The following is a 15513-nucleotide window of genomic DNA, read 5'->3' on the forward strand; positions in this document are numbered from 1 at the left end:
CCCCGCCCCCCCGGGGGCGCCCGGGGGGGGGGGGGGGGGGGGGCCCCCCCCCCCCCACGTCCACCGGTCGTCGTCAGTCACCGTCGGCGGCGGTGACGCCGAAGGTGGCGGTGTTGTCGGCCGGGTCGATGTCGGCCAGCTCACCGCCCCAGCCGAAGACGGCGTACAACTGCACCGAGCCCGTGCCCAGGTCGCCCGGGGCGACCTCGGCGGGCGCGCGGAGCAGCAACGAGACGGACCTCTCCTCACCCGGCATGAACCGCCCGCCGGCGACCATGCAGGTTGAGGTGCAGGCCTCCTCCGGCTCGATGCCGGCGATGCTCACCCCGGCCGGCAACGTCGGGAGCAGCCAGTACGCGTCGTGCGCGGCGTCACCCGCGACCCGCACCGTCACCGGCAACCGGCCCCGCCAGCTCCCGTCCTCCTGCCGGACCAGGGTCGCCGCCCCGACCGTCAGCGACGCGTCGGTCAGGGTGTCCCGGACGTACGGCTTCGGGTCGCGCAGCGAGCCGGTGGTGGAGCGGAACAGCGTGCTGAACCTCGCGGTGTCGTTGGCCGGGTTGGCGTCGCCGGTCTTGACCGTCACCCGGCCCGGCGGGGCGGACATGGCGTGGTCGCGGGGGGTGGTCAACACCCGGAAGTTGACGGTGAACCGACGGCGCTCGCCCGGTTGCAGCTTGCCGCCCGGGACCAGGCAGTAGATGTCCCGCAACGGCTGGTTGCCGCCATACACGCACGGCTCCACCGGGGTCAGCCTGTCGTAGGCGCCCGGTACCGGCTCGGTGATGGTCAGGTCGAGATAGTTCGCCTGCGCGCCCCGGTAGGTGACGGTCACCGGCAGGCTGCCGGCGTACCCCCGGTCGGTCGGTTCGAGCACCAGCTGGCCGACCGACACCGACGTGTCGGCGGGCCCGGCGGCGGCCTGCGCGGCGGGCGCGGCCGTGCCGAGCAGGGCGAGCCCCGCGCCCAGGACGCCAGCGATCAGCCGACGGGTCGTTCTGGTCATTCCGTTACCTCCGGATCCCCGTGGTCCGCCGGCAGCGCCTCGCGCCGGCGGTGTTACGGGGGAAACACCCGCCAGGCCGGGGAACGGTTGCGGTGGGCGGACGTGAATCGGCGTCGCCTACCTGACAGTGCCCCGTTCGGCCGCGTGGAGCGACCGGACGATCCGGCCGGGGGCTGTGGTTGACTTGTGGCGGTGCTCGGGAAGGGGGCGGTCGTGCAGGTGCCGGGAGTGCTCGGTGAGCCGATCCGGTTCGTGCTGAACTGGGGCCGCCGCTACTCGCTCTGGGTCTTCAACTTCGGCCTGGCCTGCTGCGCGATCGAGTTCATCGCCACCAGCATGGGCCGGCACGACTTCATGCGGCTGGGCGTGATCCCGTTCGCGCACGGGCCCCGGCAGGCCGACCTCATGGTCGTCTCCGGGACGGTCACCGACAAGATGGCCCCCGCGATCAAGCGGCTCTACGACCAGATGCCCGAGCCGAAGTACGTCATCTCGTTCGGCGCGTGCTCCAACTGCGGCGGCCCCTACTGGGACTCGTACTCGGTGACCAAGGGCGTCGATCAGCTCATCCCGGTCGACGTCTACGTGCCCGGCTGCCCGCCCCGGCCCGAGGCGCTGCTGCACGGCATCCTGCGCCTCCAGGAGAAGATCGCCGCCGAGCAGTCCGGGATCGGCGGCGTGCCCCGGCCGGACGCGCTCGCCCCGCCGGTCGACGCCCCGCCGGCCGACGCCGGCTCGACCGGCGTGCTCCCACGCTCGGCGGAGTCGCTGACCGCCCCGCCGGTCCGCCCGCCCACCCCCTGAGCCGTACCGTCCGGTCGGACGAGGGCCCCGGTTGGCCGGCGGGGGCTAGCCTGCGCACCATGAACCACTCCGCCGACCAGCGTTCCGCCCACATCGCCGACGTGCTCACCGAGGAGTTCGGCGCGTCGATGGCTCTCGACCCGGCCGCCTTCCGCCGCAAGTTCCGCAAGATGGCCGCGTCCCCGTTCGCCTTCTACCGGGGCAGCGCCTCGCTCTTCTACGCCGACCAGGTCGGCGACTTCGCCGACGACCGGTTCCTCGACGGCCGGACCAGCCGGGTGTGGATCCACGGCGACCTGCACGCGGAGAACTTCGGCACGTACATGAACGCGTCCGGGCAGCTCGTGTTCAACGTCAACGACTTCGACGAGGCGTACGTGGGGCCGTTCAGCTGGGACCTGAAGCGGCTGGCGGCCAGCGTGGCGCTGATCGGCTACGCCAAGGCGCTCTCCGACCGGGCGATCAGCGACCTGGTCACGGGCTTCGCGCGGTCGTACCTGACCGAGCTGCGGGCCATCGCCGAGGGTGGCGACGACGCGATCGGCTCGATCACCCTGGACAACGCCGACGGGGTGCTCCGCCGGGTGCTCCAGCAGGCGCGGCTCAACACCCGGGTCGACCTGCTCGCCACGCAGACCACCATCGACAACTACGAACGCCGGTTCTCGATGGGCGACGGCGTCTTCGAGATCGACGCCGAGACCCGGGAGCGGGTCTGCGCCGCGTTCGAGGACTACCTCGGCACGCTGCCCGCCTCCTCCGCCCAGCTCCGTCCCGTGGCCACCCAGATCAAGGACGTGGTGCTGCGCAAGGGGGTGGGCATCGGCTCGGCCGGGCTGCCGTCGTACAACCTGCTGCTGGAGGGGCACACCCAGGCGTTGGAGAACGACGTCGTCATCTACATGAAGCAGGCCCAGGTGCCGGCGGTGGCCCGGCACATCGCGGACGAGGCGGTCGCGGGCTACTTCCAGCACCAGGGGCACCGCACCGCCGAGTCGCAGCGGGCACTCCAGGCGCACGCCGACCCGTGGCTGGGCTTCACCGAGCTGAACGGGGCCGGGCAGCTCGTCGCCGAGGTCTCCCCGTACGCGGCCGACCTCGACTGGGCGGACGTGAACGAGCCGGAGGAACTGGCTGGCGTGCTGACCGACCTGGGCCGGGCGGTCGCCCGGATGCACTCGGTGGCCGACGACGAGTCCAGCCACGACCTGGTCGACTACTCCACGGAGGAGGCGATCGTGGCGGCGGTGGACGCCGACGAGGCGGGCTTCGTGACGCACCTGGTCGACTTCGCCCACGCGTACGGCGTCCGCGCCCGGCAGGACCACCAGCTCTTCGTCGACCTGTTCCGCAACGGCCGGCTGCCCGGCCTCTGAGCGGAGTCAGGAACCGAACTCCAGCACCACCTTGATGTCGTCCGGCTCGGAGGTGTACGCCCCGGCGTACGCCTCCACCGGCACCCGGCGGGTGATCAGCGCGTCGAGCCACGACCGGTCGGCGCGGGCCAGCGCCGCGGCGGCGAGGTCCCAGTGCCGGCGGTTGGCGTTCACCGAGCCGAACACCACGTTGTTCTCCAGCACGAGCGCGCGGTTGAGCGCCCCGGCGTCGAGGTCGATGGTCCGCCCGCCGCTGGAGACGCCGGTCAGGCAGACGATGCCGGTCGGCGCGGCCTTGTACATCACGTCGAGGACGACGACCGGCGCCCCGGTGCACTCCAGCACCACGTCCGGCTCGAAGTCCAGCTCGCTGACGGGCACGGTGTGGTAGGCCGCCCCGAGCGCCCGGACCAGATCCGGCTTCGGCCCGGTGGTGTTGCGGTCCAGCACGTGCACGGCGAGCCCGCGCTGCGTGGCCAGCAGCGCGGCCAGCAGGCCGATCGGCCCGGCCCCGGTGACCAGTACGGTCTGCGGCTGCCACTCGGCGCGGGCACCGATGCGCTCGATGTGCTCCCACGCCTTCGCCACCACGCTGGTCGGCTCCAGCAGCATGCCGACCGAGGCGAGGGTCCGGTCCAGTCCCACGGCGAACCGGGGTTGCAGCCGCCAGCGGTCCCGGGCGAAGCCGGGCAGGGCCTTGATGCCGTGCTCGGTGAACCGACCGTTGCGGCACATGTCCCACTCGCCGACCGCGCAGTTCGGGCAGGGTACCGGGTCGGGGTGCCGGACGATGCCCGCCACCAGGTCGCCGGGTTGCAGCGTGCCCGACGGGTCCTCCAGCACCCGGCCCAGCGACTCGTGCCCCAGCACCAGCCGGTCCGCGCCGGGCGGCGCCTCGCCGTACCTACCGGAGATGATCTCGTGGTCGGTGCCGCAGATCCCCACCGCCAGTGCCTCGACCAGGATCGCGCCCTCCTCGGGCGGCGGCTCCGGATGATCGTCGATCAGCCGCAGCGAGTCGGCGACACCCGGGTTGACAGTCACAGCGCGCACGCCCTCATCCTTCCCCGCCCCGGTCTCCCCCGCCGCCAAAGCCCGACATCCGCCCCGCACCCCGCGCCCCCGCATTCCGCATCCCGCACCCGCACCCCGCCCCGCCCTGCGCCCCGCATCCGCACCCCGCGCCCGCACCTCCGCACCCCGCGTCCGCACCCCGCGCCCGCTCGATCATGCAGTTGTGGTGGGGGACGAAGGTCGCTTTTCCTGTCGAGCCGGGCACCACAACTGCATGATCGTCCCAGCGGAGGGTCGGTGGAGGGGCGGTGGAGCCGGGGGCGGGGTGGGTGCCGGGGCGAGGCGTTCGGTTGGGTGGGGGGTGCGAGGGAGGACCTAGGATCAGCGGCATGACTCCGGAAGAGGTCGGCCAGCGGATGGTGGCGCTGCTCGCGCCCGCCGAGGTGACCCCGTCGGTCTCCGGCGGCCAGGCGTACGCCCGCGCCACCGTCGACGTACCGCCGGCGAACTGGCCGGACGCGCTCCGCGCGGCCCGCGACGACGCCGAGCTGGCCTGCGACTACTTCGACTGGCTCTCCGCCGTCGACGAACTCGCCGGAGGCTTCGACGTGGTGGCGCACCTCTGGTCCACCACCCGTCGGCACGGGCTCCTGCTGCGTACCCGGGTGCCCCGGGACGCCCCGGCGGTCGCCTCGGTCGTCGACGTCTACCCGGGCGCCGCATGGCACGAGCGGGAGACGCACGAGATGTTCGGCATCGACTTTCCCGGCCACGCCGGGCTGGCGCCGTTGCTGCTGCCGCCCGAGTTCGAGGGGCATCCGCTGCGCAAGGAGTTCGTGCTCGCCTCCCGGGTGGCGAAGCCCTGGCCGGGCGCGAAGGAACCGGGCGAGTCCGAGGCCGGCGGCGGGCGCCGCCCGATCCGCCCGCCGGGCGTACCCGCGCCGGGGGAGTGGGGGACGACGCCGACACCTGCCGGCGCGGGCGGGGTCGGGGAGGGGCCGCGCGGCGGCACCCCGGCCCGCCCGGCCCGGGAGCGGCCCGCCCGCCCGGCCCCGGGGGCCCGCCCACCCCGTACCGCCCGACCCACCGCCACCGCCGACGGCCCGGCACCTGCCGACGGCCCGGCACCTGCCGACGGCCCGGCACCTGCCGACGGCCCGGCACCCGCCGACCCGGCGGTCACCGGTCCCGCCGGCCCGGCGGCCGACGCCGGTGCGCCACCACCCGGCGGGCCCGGCGGCCGGACCGCCCGCTCCGGCCCGCCGGCGGACCGGCCCGCACCCGAGGGCCCGGCCGCGTCGGAGCGTTCCGGCGACGACGGAGGTACGCCCTGATGCCACTGTGGTTGGAGCTGGTCATCCGGGTGGGGGGCGTGCTCGTCGCCTTCCTCACCCTGCCGTTGCTGGTCGGGCAGGCCGAGCACAAGGTGATGGCCCACATGCAGGGCCGGCTCGGCCCGATGTACGCGGGCGGCTTCCACGGCTGGGCCCAGCTGGTCGCCGACGGCGTGAAGTTCGTGCAGAAGGAGGACGTCACGCCCAGGGAGGCGGACCGGGCGGTCTTCCGGCTCGCCCCGGCGGTCGCCCTGGTGCCCTACCTGCTGGTCCTGCTGGTGATCCCGCTCGGCCCGGACGACCTGGTCGGGCAGCCGCTGGACATCGGCCTGTTCTTCGTGCTGGCCGTGGTGGGCGTGGGCGTCGTGGCGGTGCTGATGTCGGCGTGGGCGTCAGCCAACAAGTACAGCCTCCTCGGCGGCCTGCGCGGCGCGGCCCAGCTGCTCGGCTACGAGCTGCCGCTGGTGCTGGCCGCCGCGTCGGTGGCGATGGCGGCCGGGACGCTCAGCCTCTCCGGCATCGTCGAGGCGTGGCAGCCGTGGTGGCTGCTCTGGCAGGCCCCCGCCATGGTCGTCTTCTTCCTCGCCGGGCTCGCCGAGATCCGCCGCCCGCCGTTCGACATGCCGGTCGCCGACTCGGAGCTGGTCTTCGGCTACATGACGGAGTACACGGGCCTGCGGTTCGCGTTCTTCCTGCTCGCCGAGTACGTCGGCATCGTGGTGATCGCCGCGCTCACCACCGTGCTCTTCCTCGGGGGCTGGCAGGGCCCGTTCGCCGACGCACAGCTCGGCTGGCTGTGGACCCTGCTGAAGGTCTTCGCCGTCTCGTTCCTGATCATCTGGATCCGGGTGTCCTACCCCCGCCTGCGCGAGGACCAGCTCCAGCGCCTCTGCTGGCTCGTCCTGGTCCCCGTCTCCCTGGGCCAACTGGTCCTCACCGCCGCCGTCCGCGTCGCGCTGTAGGGCGCACCGTCCGCGTCGCGCTGTAGAGCGCGTCGCGCGGTGGGGTGCTCCGTCAACGCAGCGGGGTGTGGGCGGGGTCGACGCGCTCGGCGGGCGGGGGTGGCGGGGGCGGGGTGCCGTCGCCGAAGGGGCGGCCTCCGAGGGCCTCGCGGCCGTGCGGGGTCAGCCAGTTCGCCAGGTCGGGGCCGAGCGGCACCACCCCGGTCGGGTTGATGTCGCGGTGCACCTCGTAGTAGTGCCGCTTGATGTGGTCGAAGTCGACCGTGTCGCCGAAGCCGGGCGTCTGGAACAGGTCCCGGGCGTACGCCCAGAGCACCGGCATCTCGGTCAGCTTGCTCCGGTTGCACTTGAAGTGCCCGTGGTAGACCGGGTCGAAGCGGACCAGCGTGGTGAACAGCCGCACGTCCGCCTCGGTGATGGTGTCCCCCACCAGGTAGCGCTGCCCGGCCAGCCGCTCGCCCAGCCAGTCCAGCCGGTCGAACAGCCGGTGGTACGCCTTCTCGTACGCCGCCTGGTCGCCGGCGAAGCCGCACCGGTAGACGCCGTTGTTGACGTCCCGGAAGAGCAGCGAGCTCACCTCGTCGATCTCGCCGCGCAGCCGCTCCGGGTAGAGATCGGGCGCCCCCTCGCGGTGGTACGCCGTCCACTCGGTGGACAGGTCGAGGCTCATCGGCCCGAAGTCGTTGGTGACCACCTGCCCGGTGGGCACGTCCACGATCGCCGGCACGGTGATGCCCCGCTCGTAGCCGGGGAACCGGGCGAAGTACGCCTCGGCCAGCCGCTCGATGCCGAGCACCGGGTCGCGCCCGCCCGGGTCGAGGTCGAACGTCCAGCTCCGCTTGTCGTGGGTCGGGCCGGCCACCGCCAGCGAGATCGCGTCCTCCAGCCCGAGCAGCCGCCGGACGATGATCAGCCGGTTCGCCCAGGGGCAGGCGCGGCTGACCGCCAGCCGGTACCGGCCGGGCTCCACGGGCCAGCCGTCGCGGGCGTCGGCGGTGATCCGGGTGGCGATGTAGCGCTGGTCCCGGGTGAACTCGCCGCCCGGCTCGACGTACCTGCCGCCGGTCCGCATCAGCACCTCGTCGCCGCCGCTGGCGGTGCCTCCCACGTCAGCCGTCGTGCCGCCCTCGGTCGTGCCGCCCATGCCCGCCTCCTCCGCCGTCGACCGTCGCTCGTCCCATCATGGCGGCTGCGCCGTCCCCAGTCGCGCCGAGTGCCGACCTGGGCCGTCGCGCCGAACGCCGCCCACGGCCGTCCCGCGGGGGCCGACGGCGGCGGGCGGGGACCGACGACGGTGCCGACCTGGGCCGGGTCGGTCGGCGGTTAGGCTGCCGCGATGACCGATGTGGAGGCGGCAGCCCGACGCTTCATCGCCGACGTGTGGAACGGCGCGCGGGAGGAGTCGGCGTACGAACTGGTGTCGCCGGAGTGCCCGGGGCTGGGCGGGGCCGGCCCGGAGGCGACGCTGGCGTGGCACCGGGAGCGCCGCGCCGCCTTCCCCGACCTGCGCTACAAGCTCGTGGACGTGGTGGCTGCCGGGGACCGGGTGGCGGTGCACTGGCGGGCGGCGGGCACCCAGGCAGGGCCGTTCGGGCCGGTGCCGCCGACCGGGCAGGTGGTCAGCTACTCGGGGGCGAGCTTCCTGCGCTTCGACGACGCGGGCCGGATCGTCGACGTGTGGAGCTGCAACGAGCTGTTCCAGCTCCTCCAGCAGCTCGGCGTCGAGATGCTCCCGCCCGCGCCCGGTGGCGTCAGCGGGACCGGGGCGTGATCCTGCCGAGCGGGATGTCGATCTCCCACGGCTCCGGGACGAGGATGCCGTCGGTCATCCGGGCCTGCTCGACGTAGACGCCCTTCGCCGGGTCGAGCTTGTGGGCGTGCACGACGATCCCCTTCTCGGTCTCGATCCGCCAGAAGTAGGGGATGTCCGCCTCGGCGTACAGCGCGGGCTTGAGCACCCGGTCGATGCTCCGCGACCCCTCCGCGACGATCTCGACCACCAGCATGACCTCGTGGGGCCGGTAGTGCGACGGGTTGCGCGAGGCCGAGTCCAGCTCGGTGACCAGCACGTCGGGGATGAACGCCCGGGTGCGGGAGAGCCGCACCTCGACGCCCTGTGTGACGTCGAGGTCGGGCGGGCAGGTTTCCTCGAGCGCGGCCATGAGGCGGCCGGCGATGGACTGGTGGAGTCGCGTGGGGGAGGGCGACATGATGAGGTTTCCGTCCAGGAGTTCGTGGCGGCGGCCGTCGTCGGGCAGGCGGTCGAGGTCGTCGACCGTCCACCCGCCCGGCGGCGGATGGTCGCCCTGCAGCGCGGCGGTCATGGCGAGTCCTTTCCGGTGCGTCGTTCTCCCCGCCGCACCGTACCGCCGGCAGACCTCGGGGGGTGGTCGCGCGCGCCGCGGCCACAGGGCAGGATGGTCGGCATGACCGACCGCAGCGAGCGCAGCGAGCCCGGCGGCGCCGGCGGAGACCGTGGCCTGCCGGGCGCGGGCCTGGTGAAGGGGCTCGCGGTCACGTTGAAGACGATGACCCGCCGCTCGACCACCCAGCAGTACCCGGATGTCGCTCCCGAGCTGCCGCCCCGCTCGCGCGGGGTGATCGCGCTGCTGGAGGAGAACTGCACGGTCTGCATGCTCTGCGCCCGGGAGTGTCCGGACTGGTGCATCTACATCGACTCGCACAAGGAGGAGGTGGCGGTGCCCGGCGCCGCCCGCCCCCGCCAGCGCAACGTGCTCGACAAGTTCGACATCGACTTCTCGCTCTGCATGTACTGCGGCATCTGCGTGGAGGTCTGCCCCTTCGACGCCCTCTACTGGTCGCCGGAGTTCGAATACTCCGAGTACGACATCAAGGACCTGCTGCACGACAAGGACCACCTCGGGCAGTGGATGGGCACCGTGCCGCCGCCACCCGCGCACGACCCGAACGGTGAGCCGGCGAAGGAGGAGACCGCCGCCGCGCGCAAGGCCGCGGTCCCGGCCGCGCCCGCCGCCCGTCCCGCCGCCCCGGCCGTACGCCCCGAGCCCGAGGCCGGCGCATGACCGGTGCGGACGTGCTGCTGCTCGCCCTCGGCGCGCTGGCGGTCGGTTCCGGGGTGCTGGTGGTGGCGACGCGGCACCTGGTCCGCGCCGGCCTCTACCTGGTGCTCTGCCTCGGCGCGCTGGCCGGGATGTACCTGGTGCTCACCGCCGAGCTGGTGGCCTGGGTGCAGGTGCTGATCTACGTCGGCGCGGTGGTGGTGCTGCTGCTCTTCGCCGTGATGCTCACCCGCGCCCCGATCGGCGCCTCCGACGACCTGGACCGGCCCGGCTGGGCGGCGGCGCTCATCGGCGGCGGCACCGGGCTCGGGCTGGCCGCCCTGCTCGTCGACGCGTACCGGTGGACGGCCGTGGAGCTGCCCGACGCGGGCACCGCGGAACGCCTCGGCGACCAGATCTTCCGTAGCTGGGTGCTGCCCTTCGAGGTGCTCTCGGTGCTGCTGCTGTCCGCCCTGGTCGGCGCCATCGTGATCTCCCGCCCCGACATCGGCCGGCCGAAGGCCGAGGACCCACCCGCCGACCGGCCCGCCGCGGGCAGGTCCCGCGCCGACCGGTCGGGCAGGGCCGTCGCAGGCGCGAAGTCGCACGACGACGGCGGGCGGTCGCGGTGAGACCCGTCATCCCGTACGTCACCGCCGCGCTGCTGTTCGGCCTCGGCGTCTACGGCGTGCTGCGCCGGCGCAACGCGGTGCTGGTGCTGATGGCCGTCGAGCTGATGCTCAACGCGGTCAACCTGATCCTGGTCACCGCCGACACCACCGTGCGCGCGCAGCTGCCGCACGGCGGTCAGGTCTTCGCGCTCTTCGTGATCGTGCTGGCCGCCGCCGAGATCGGGGTGGGCCTGGCGATCGTGCTCCAGCTCTACCGGCTGCGGGCCACCGTCGCCGTCGACGAGGTGCCGCTGACTGACCGTCCGGAGGGGGAGCGGTGAGCACGACCACCCTGCTCGGCGCGCTGCTGCCGGCCGTACCGCTGGTGGCGGGACTGCTCGGCCTGCTGCTACCGCCGGCGCCGCGCGACGCCGGGACGGACGGGGGCCGGGCCCGGCGGGCGGCGATCGCGCTCGGCGTGGCCGGGGCGGCCGGTGCGCTGGCGCTCGCCGTCGCCCTGCTGGTCACCCTCGACCGGCCCGCCGAGGCGTCCACCACCTGGGTGGACCTGGGTGGGCTGACCGTGGGCCTCGGGGTACGGCTGGACTCCGCCGCCGCGCTGGTCGCCGTCGCGGTCGCCGCGGTGGCCCTGGCCGTGCAGGTCTACTCGGTCGGCTACCTGCGCCGGGGCCCGCACGACGACGTCGACACCGACCACCGCTACCCGCCGTACGCGGCGCAGATCAGCCTCTTCACCGCCGCCATGCTGCTGGTGGTGGTCGCCGGTGACCTGATCCTGCTGCTGGTCGGCTGGGAGGTGATGGGCATCTGCTCCTACCTGCTCATCGCCCACGACCGCCGGCTGCCGGAGGCGCCGGCCGCCGCCATGAAGGCGTTCCTGGTGACCCGGGTCGGCGACGTCGGCTTCCTGCTCGGCATCGCGCTGCTCGGCGTCTCGGCCGGCAGCTTCCGGATCGCCGACGTGCTCGCCCACGACCACGCCACCGGTACGCTGACCGCCGCCTGCCTGCTGCTGCTCGCCGGGGTGGCCGGCAAGAGCGCCCAGTTCCCGCTGCACACCTGGCTGCCGGACGCGATGGCCGGCCCGACGCCGATCTCGGCGCTGATCCACGCCGCCACCATGGTCGCCGCCGGCGTGTACGCGGTGACCCGGCTCTACCCGCTGTTCGAGGCGGCCCCGGCCGCGCTGGCGGTGCTCGGCGTCATGGCCTCGGTCACCCTGCTGCTCGGCGCGTTCGCCGCCACCGCCCAGGACGACCTCAAACGCGTGCTGGCCTGGTCGACGGTCTCCCAGCTCGGCTACATGACCGGCGCGCTCGCGGTCGGCTCGACGCCCGCCGCGCTGTTCCACCTGCTCACCCACGCCGCCTTCAAGGCGCTGCTCTTCCTCGCCGCCGGTGCGGTGATCCACGCCGTGGGCACCACGCTGATGTCCCGGATGGGCGGGCTGCGCCGCAGCATGCCGGTCACCTTCTGGTGCACGGTGATCGGGCTCGGGGCGCTGGCCGGGGTGCCGCCGCTGTCGGGCTTCTGGAGCAAGGACGGCGTGCTCACCGTCGCCCAGGACGCCGCCCTGCACGGCACCGGCCCGGCCCCGGCCTGGGTCGGCTGGCTGGTCTGGCTGGCCGGGCTGGTCGGGGTCGCGGTCACCGCCTGGTACGCCACCCGACTGCTGCTGCGCACGTTCTTCGGCGAGACGCGGATCCCGCTGGCCCACCCGCACGACCCGCCCGCCGTGATGCGCTGGCCGCTGCTGCTGCTCGCCGTGCCGGCCGCCCTGCTCGGTCTCGCCGGCTTCAACTGGGCCTTCGCCCGCCGGCTGCTGCTCACGCCCACCGCCAGCGCGCCGGAGCATCTGCTGATCCACGTCGGCCCGGAGTTGCTGCTGCCGTTGGCGTTGCTGGCCGTCGGGGCGGTGTTCGCCTGGCTCCGCTGGCGGCGGGACCCGGCCGCCGACCCGGCGACCGCGCTGGGTCCGCTGCGGCCGGTCTTCGCCGCCGCGTTCCGGCTCGACGACGTCCAGCGTGCCCTGGTCGTACGCCCGGCGTCGGCGCTGGCCCGCGCCACGCGTACGGCCGACGAGGTGGTGGTGGACGGCGCGGTCGAGGGCAGCGGCCGGGCCGCGCTCGGCCTCGGCGGCGGCCTGGCGTCGCTGCACCGCGCGGCGCTGCCGCGCGCGGCGGCCGGCGTGCTGGCCGGGGCGCTGCTGATCGGCCTGGCGGCCGTCGTGATCGGAGTATCCGCATGACCACGGGGGAGTTCCTGCTGGTGGCGGTGCTGGCACTGCCGGCGCTCGGCGCGCTCGCGGTGGCGGCGACGCCCCGGGACCGGGCGGCCCGGGCGGTCGGCACGGCCGTCGCCGGGCTGACCCTGGTGGCCGCCGCGCTGCTCTTCCTCGGCGACCGCGGCTGGACCAGCTACGCGGCCGACACCCCCGCCGTGCGCCCCTGGCACCGGCTCGACCTGCCCTGGGTGCCCGGCCTCGACCTGCGCTTCCACCTGGGCGTGGACGGCATCTCCTGGCCGCTGGTCGTGCTGACCGCCCTGCTCACCCTGCTCTGCTGCGCCTACACCCTGTGGAAGGTGCCCGACGGCGGCAGCGGGCGGGCCCTGGTGGCCCTGCTGCTGGTCGTCGAGGTCGGCATCCTCGGCACCTTCCTCGCCCTCGACCTCGTGCTCTTCTTCGTCTTCTTCGAGGTCGTCCTGCTCCCCATGTACGCGATCATCGCCGGCTGGGGCGGCGCCGACCGGCGGCGGGCGGCCCGCAAGTTCGCCCTGTACACGCTGTTCGGCTCGGTGCTGCTGCTGGTCGGCGTGTTCGTGGTGGTGGCCGCCGCCGGGACGGCCGACGTGGTGGCGCTCACGGGCGGCACGGGCCTGTCCCGGGGCACCCAGCTCGCGGCGTTCACGCTGCTGGCGCTGGCCTTCGCGGTGAAGAGCCCGCTCTGGCCGCTGCACTCCTGGCTGCCCGACGCGCACACCCAGGCGCCCACCGTCGGCAGCGTCGTCCTCGCCGGGGTGCTGCTCAAGATGGGCACGTACGGGCTGGTCCGGATCGCGGTCGGGGTGGCCCCGGAGGGCGCCCGCTGGGCCGCCCCGGTGCTCGGCGTGCTGGCGGTGGCGGCGATCCTCGTCGGGTCGCTGGTCTGCCTCGCGCAGCGGGAGCTGAAGCGGCTGATCGCGTACTCCAGCGTCGGGCACATGGGCTTCGTGCTGCTCGGGGTCGCCACGCTCACCACCACCGGCATCCAGGCGGCCCTGATCGGCAACGTCGCGCACGGGGTGATCACCGGCCTGCTCTTCTTCCTCGCCGGCGCGGTCAAGGACCGTACGCACACCGGGTCGCTGGACGAGCTGTCCGGGCTGCGGGAGACCGCCCCCCGGCTCGCCGGGCTGCTCGGCTTCGCCGCCGTCGCCTCGCTTGGCCTGCCCGGGCTGGCCGGGTTCTGGGGCGAGGCGTTCGCCGTGGTCGCCGCCGTCGAGGTCGGCGGGGCGCTCTGGACCACCCTGGGCGTGCTGGCGGCGATCGGCGGGGCGCTCACCGCCGCGTACCTGCTGCGGCTGCTGCGCAGGGTGACGCACGGGCGGCCCAGCCCGGTGGTCGGGCGACTGACCCCCGGCCTGGCCGGCGCGGAACTGCTCGCGTGGGCGCCGCTGGTGCTGCTCGCCCTCGCGGTCGGCCTGGCCCCGACCCTGGTGCTCGGCGTCGCCGAGGCCCCCGTCGACGCCCTCGTGGAGGTGCTGCGGTGAGCGTGGTGCAGAGCGTCGACAACGTGGCGCTGCTCCCGGCGTACCTGGCCGCCGGCACGGCCGTGCTGGTGCTGCTGGCCGACCTGCTGGTGGCCCGTGGCCGGGTCACGCTGGCGACGGCCGCCGTCGGCGCGACCGTCACGGCGCTCGGCGCGGTCCTGGTCGGCGCCGGGGGCGAGCGCCGGACGTTCTGCGTCGGCCCCGACTGCTCGTACGTCTTCGGCGGCCGGGCCGCCCTGGTCGCCGTCGTGGTCGCCCTGCTCACCCTCGGCGTGCTGGCACTGTCCGGCCCGCTGCTGCGGGCGGGGCAGTCGCCGACGGGGGAGTACTGCTTCCTGCTGGCCTGCTCGATGACGGGCGGTGTGGTGCTCGGCGCGGCCGGCGACCTGATCACCCTGATCGTGGCGCTGGAGACGCTCACCCTGCCGCTCTACGTCCTCGTCGGGCTGCGCCGCGACAGCCTGGCCAGCGCCGAGGCGGCCGTCACCTTCTTCGTGGTGAGCGTGGTCGCCACCACGCTGACGCTGCTCGGGGCGGCGCTGCTCTACGCGGCCACCGGTGGGCTGCACCTGGGCCGGATCGGTGCGATCCTCGCCGACCGCGCGGACCTGCTCGACCTGCCGCTGACCACCGCCGCCGTGGCGCTGGTGGTGCTGGGGCTGGCGTTCAAGGTGGCGGCGGTGCCGTTCCATGCCTGGGCGCCGGCCGCCTACGACGGCGCGCCCCTGCCGGTGGCGGCGTACCTGTCCACCGCCTCCAAGCTGGGCGGTGTGGTGGCCCTGCTCGCCGTGGTGCAGCACGCGCTGCCCGCCGACGTGACCGGCCCGGTGCTCGCCCTGCTCGCGGTGCTGACGATGACCGTCGGCAACCTGGTGGCGCTGCGTCAGCGGCGTACGGTCCGGCTGCTCGCCTGGTCCTCGGTCGCCCAGGCCGGCTACATCCTCGCCCCGCTCGGTGCGCTGGCGCTGGCCGCCGGGCGCACCGCCGACGCCCGCACCGCCGCGTACGCGGCCGCCGTGGCGTACGCCGTCTTCTTCGTGGTGCTGGAACTGGCGGCCTTCGCGGCCGTGGTGGCGTTGCGCCCGGCGGGCGCGGACGGCGGCACGGTCGACGACCTGCGCGGGGCGGCCCGGCGCCACCCGTGGCGGGCGGCGGCGCTCGGGCTGGCGCTGGTCGGGCTCGCCGGCCTGCCGCCGGGCCTGGCGGGCCTCTTCGCGAAGGTGACCGTGGTCCGTTCGCTGCTGGACGGCGGCGCGGGCTGGCTGGCCGTGGTGGTGGCCGTGAACGCGGTGATCGGCCTGGCCTACTACCTGCGTCTCACCGCCGCCCTGTGGGCCGCGCCGGCCGAGGGGCCGGCCGTTGCGGTGGGCGCCGCCGCCGGCGGCGCCTCGACCGTGGCCCACGTGGCCCCCGTGCGGGCCCGGACGGTCGGCGTGGTGCTGGCCGTGGCGACGGCGGCGGCGCTGGTGCTCGGCTTCGCCCCGCAGCTCGTGCTCGACGTCGCCGCCCGCTGACGCGGCGGTTCGCGTCGGGCGGCCTTCCCGTCTTCCGGGGCTTCAGTCCCGACGGGCACTTCGGACATCTCAGGCAACTCTCAGCCATGAGACGGATGGTT

General features: G+C 74.6%; 14 protein-coding genes and 1 pseudogene. 11 read left to right on the forward strand and 4 right to left on the reverse strand.

All coding sequences use genetic code 11. The annotated features are described in order from the left end of the window. Nucleotides 1-73 precede the first annotated feature (73 nt). Nucleotides 74-1006, reverse strand: coding sequence for a hypothetical protein (locus tag ACPXCB_RS20700; RefSeq protein WP_425877268.1), 933 nt, complete (start codon nucleotides 1004-1006; stop codon nucleotides 74-76). A gap of 213 nt (nucleotides 1007-1219) precedes the next feature. Here ACPXCB_RS20700 and ACPXCB_RS20705 point away from each other — a divergent pair, with 213 nt between their 5' ends. Continuing rightward, nucleotides 1220-1810: an NADH-quinone oxidoreductase subunit B gene (locus ACPXCB_RS20705; protein ID WP_132231313.1), complete on the forward strand. Its 591-nt coding sequence runs from the start codon at nucleotides 1220-1222 to the stop codon at nucleotides 1808-1810. A gap of 59 nt (nucleotides 1811-1869) precedes the next feature. Continuing rightward, nucleotides 1870-3186, forward strand: a complete 1317-nt coding sequence (locus ACPXCB_RS20710) for a DUF2252 domain-containing protein (RefSeq protein WP_425877269.1) — start codon at nucleotides 1870-1872, stop codon at nucleotides 3184-3186. A gap of 6 nt (nucleotides 3187-3192) precedes the next feature. Here ACPXCB_RS20710 and ACPXCB_RS20715 read toward each other — a convergent pair whose 3' ends face one another. Further along, nucleotides 3193-4239, reverse strand: coding sequence for a glucose 1-dehydrogenase (locus tag ACPXCB_RS20715; RefSeq protein WP_425877270.1), 1047 nt, complete (start codon nucleotides 4237-4239; stop codon nucleotides 3193-3195). Between the two features lie 350 nt (nucleotides 4240-4589). Here ACPXCB_RS20715 and ACPXCB_RS20720 point away from each other — a divergent pair. Beyond that, nucleotides 4590-5186, forward strand: a pseudogene (locus ACPXCB_RS20720) (NADH-quinone oxidoreductase subunit C); the annotation flags it as partial. A 347-nt stretch (nucleotides 5187-5533) separates the two neighbouring features. Further along, a complete protein-coding gene (locus ACPXCB_RS20725) occupies nucleotides 5534-6496 on the forward strand; it encodes a complex I subunit 1/NuoH family protein (protein WP_088998320.1) in 963 nt (320 codons plus the stop codon). Between the two features lie 52 nt (nucleotides 6497-6548). On the opposite strand, the gene ACPXCB_RS20730 is transcribed toward ACPXCB_RS20725, so the two are convergent. Next, nucleotides 6549-7640, reverse strand: coding sequence for a glutathione S-transferase family protein (locus tag ACPXCB_RS20730; RefSeq protein WP_425877271.1), 1092 nt, complete (start codon nucleotides 7638-7640; stop codon nucleotides 6549-6551). A gap of 192 nt (nucleotides 7641-7832) precedes the next feature. Between ACPXCB_RS20730 and ACPXCB_RS20735 the strand changes: the two genes are divergently transcribed. Beyond that, nucleotides 7833-8267 carry an ester cyclase gene (locus tag ACPXCB_RS20735; protein ID WP_425877272.1) on the forward strand — a complete coding sequence of 145 codons (435 nt, stop codon included), beginning with the start codon at nucleotides 7833-7835 and terminating at the stop codon, nucleotides 8265-8267. Here the strand turns inward: ACPXCB_RS20735 and ACPXCB_RS20740 are convergent. Further along, nucleotides 8248-8820, reverse strand: coding sequence for a Uma2 family endonuclease (locus ACPXCB_RS20740; protein WP_425877273.1), 573 nt, complete (start codon nucleotides 8818-8820; stop codon nucleotides 8248-8250). The two genes, ACPXCB_RS20735 and ACPXCB_RS20740, sit on opposite strands and share 20 nt — an antisense overlap. A 93-nt stretch (nucleotides 8821-8913) precedes the next feature. On the opposite strand from ACPXCB_RS20740, the gene ACPXCB_RS20745 reads away from it, so the two are divergent. Genes ACPXCB_RS20745 through ACPXCB_RS20770 form a run of 6 tightly spaced genes read left to right on the forward strand, consistent with a single transcriptional unit; the run spans nucleotide 8914 to nucleotide 15412 of the window. After that, a complete protein-coding gene (locus ACPXCB_RS20745; RefSeq protein WP_101412818.1) occupies nucleotides 8914-9540 on the forward strand; it encodes a NuoI/complex I 23 kDa subunit family protein in 627 nt (208 codons plus the stop codon). Beyond that, a complete protein-coding gene (locus ACPXCB_RS20750; protein WP_425877274.1) occupies nucleotides 9537-10148 on the forward strand; it encodes an NADH-quinone oxidoreductase subunit J family protein in 612 nt (203 codons plus the stop codon). Before ACPXCB_RS20745 ends, ACPXCB_RS20750 begins: the two co-directional genes overlap by 4 nt. Next, the gene (nuoK, locus tag ACPXCB_RS20755) at nucleotides 10145-10468 is read left to right on the forward strand and encodes an NADH-quinone oxidoreductase subunit NuoK (RefSeq protein ID WP_425877275.1); all 324 of its coding nucleotides are present in this window, start codon (nucleotides 10145-10147) and stop codon (nucleotides 10466-10468) included. Before ACPXCB_RS20750 ends, nuoK begins: the two co-directional genes overlap by 4 nt. Then, a complete protein-coding gene (locus ACPXCB_RS20760; protein WP_425877276.1) occupies nucleotides 10465-12396 on the forward strand; it encodes an NADH-quinone oxidoreductase subunit L in 1932 nt (643 codons plus the stop codon). Before nuoK ends, ACPXCB_RS20760 begins: the two co-directional genes overlap by 4 nt. After that, nucleotides 12393-13898: a complex I subunit 4 family protein gene (locus tag ACPXCB_RS20765; RefSeq protein ID WP_425877277.1), complete on the forward strand. Its 1506-nt coding sequence runs from the start codon at nucleotides 12393-12395 to the stop codon at nucleotides 13896-13898. Before ACPXCB_RS20760 ends, ACPXCB_RS20765 begins: the two co-directional genes overlap by 4 nt. Further along, a complete protein-coding gene (locus ACPXCB_RS20770; protein ID WP_425877278.1) occupies nucleotides 13895-15412 on the forward strand; it encodes an NADH-quinone oxidoreductase subunit N in 1518 nt (505 codons plus the stop codon). Before ACPXCB_RS20765 ends, ACPXCB_RS20770 begins: the two co-directional genes overlap by 4 nt. Nucleotides 15413-15513 lie beyond the last annotated feature (101 nt).

The organism is Micromonospora sp. DT62, assembly GCF_049847285.1.
Taxonomy (GTDB): Bacteria; Actinomycetota; Actinomycetes; order Mycobacteriales; family Micromonosporaceae; genus Micromonospora; species Micromonospora reichwaldensis.